The sequence below is a fragment of the Methylobacterium oxalidis genome (assembly GCF_007992195.1).
GTDB classification, from domain to species: Bacteria; Pseudomonadota; Alphaproteobacteria; order Rhizobiales; family Beijerinckiaceae; genus Methylobacterium; species Methylobacterium oxalidis.
In genome coordinates, this window is the sequence record NZ_BJZU01000013.1 from 1 (window position 1) to 1,964 (window position 1,964).

The 1,964-nt window shown below is 74.0% G+C and carries 2 protein-coding genes; both read right to left on the reverse strand.

The window, feature by feature from the left end; translation table 11 throughout:
• Positions 1–47: 47 nt before the first annotated feature.
• Positions 48–545 carry a DUF3429 domain-containing protein gene (locus MOX02_RS04535; RefSeq protein WP_147024618.1) on the reverse strand — a complete coding sequence of 166 codons (498 nt, stop codon included), beginning with the start codon at positions 543–545 and terminating at the stop codon, positions 48–50.
• A 58-nt stretch (positions 546–603) separates the two neighbouring features.
• A complete protein-coding gene (locus MOX02_RS04540) occupies positions 604–1,836 on the reverse strand; it encodes an MFS transporter (RefSeq protein WP_147024620.1) in 1,233 nt (410 codons plus the stop codon).
• Positions 1,837–1,964 lie beyond the last annotated feature (128 nt).

The following is a 1,964-nucleotide window of genomic DNA, read 5'->3' on the forward strand; positions in this document are numbered from 1 at the left end:
GAGGCTTCCGGATGAAACCGACCCTTGCCCGGACGGAAAGCCGGTCCCTAACCGGCGGAGAGCCGCAGCGTCAGCAGCGCCAGGAGGGCGGCCAGCGCCAGGGGGATCTGGAGCGGGCGCAGGCGGGCGAAGAACAGCGGCGCCTCGCCCCGGCGCGCCGCGATCGGGTCGAGCACCGCGATCGTCGCGAAGCCGACGATGAGGAGGCCGAGCGCCCCGGTCTCCCGCCCCAGATACGCCGCCACCAGCGCCGCGAAGCCGAGGCAGAACAGGACCATCATGGTGCCGATCTGCAGGGCGGTCGGGCCGCCCTCGGTGCGGAAGGAGACGCCGCGGCGCACGCCGGACAGGAACAGCAGGATGGCGCAGGCCCAGAGCACCGTGAGGGTCGCGGCCCCGCGCGCGAGGTCGCCACTGAACGTCCAGGCGGCGGCCGCGCCCGCCAGGAAGGGCAGCATCGGCCCGTACCCCAGGACCACGCTGAGCCAGGGCGTCTCGCGCGGCTCGTGGGCCGTGACGGTGCGTCCGGTCGCGTCCTGCCGCATCGCTCCTCCGGAAGCCTCGAACCGCTCGGGCAACCGGCCGAGGCCGACGCGGTTCCGCTCAGGCCGCCTGGAGGGCGGCGCGGGCCTCGCGGCGGCGGGAGCGGCGGCCCGGCTCGGTGGTGGCGTCGAGCCAGATCACCAGGGCCAGGGCCACGAGCGCCGGGGCGCCGAGCGCCAGAAAGGAGCCGGTCCAGCCGAGGACGGATTGGGCGAGGCCGCCGTACCAGGCCGAGAGCGCCCCGCCGATGCCCTGCACGGCGTTGACGGTGCCGAGCGCCGTCTGGGTTCGGCCCGAGCCCCAGGTCAGGTCCGCCACCACGATCGGCACCGCCACGCCGACGATGCCGGAGGCGACGCCGTCGAGGATCTCGGCGGTGATCAGCCAGTAGGGATCGTCGATGAAGCCGGAGAGTGCGGCGCGCACGGGCAGCACCGCGAAGGCGACGAGCAGGAGCTTGCGGCGCCCGCGCCGGTCGGCCAGCGAGCCGGCGAACAGGGCCACCGGGATCATCACGAGCTGCGCCACCATCACGTAGCGGGCGGTCCAGCTCGTGGCGTCGGCGGCGGTGGCCACGAGCTTCTGGCCGAGCAGGGTCAGCATGCCGCCGTTGCCGAGGTTGAACAGGGCGAGCGCCACCGCCAGCACCATCAGCTTGCGGCTGCCGAGCACGCTGCGGATGCCGGCCCGCTCCGGCTTGTCCTCGGGGTCGTCCTCCTTCCAGCCCACCGCCCGGCGCTCGTTGTAGCAGTGGCCGGGCGTCGTCGCGGTGGCCACGATGGCGAGCACCGCCATGGCGCCGAGCACCCAGAACGCCACGGCCGGCCCGAGCCAGGGGGTGCCGACGCTGATCAGCCCGGCCGCGATCAGGATGCCGACGTGGTTGAAGGCCTGGTTGCGACCCTGCTGCTTCGGGAAGCGGTCCTTGCCGACGATGCCGAGGGTGAGGGCCATCACCGCGGGCAGGAGCAGCGTGCCGCCGGCCGCCGCCAGGAGCTGGGCGGCGAGCACCGTTCCGAAAGCCTTGGCCGGCAGGAGCAGCAGCGTCCCGGCCAGGATCGCCGCGCAGGCCGCCCCGATCAGCAGGCGCGGGCGCCCGAGCCGGTCGACGAGGGCGCCGAACGGCCCGCTGAGGAACAGGGTGCCGATGCCGACGAGGGTGGTGACGAAGCCGACCCGCGCCGGGCTCCACGATCCCGTCTCCGCGAGCCAGGTGCCGAGGAACGGCCCGAGCCCGCCCTGGATGTCGCCGATGAAGACGTTGATGAGCGAGAGGTGCGTGGTGGCGTTCATGTATCCGGGCGCTGGCGGGGGCGGGCCGACGGCGCCGCCGAGGTCCCTTCAATGCGCAAGCCTGGCCCGAGGGATCCCGAGCGCGGCCATTTTCCACGGGTTTGGCGCCCCACCTCTCCCGTTCGGGA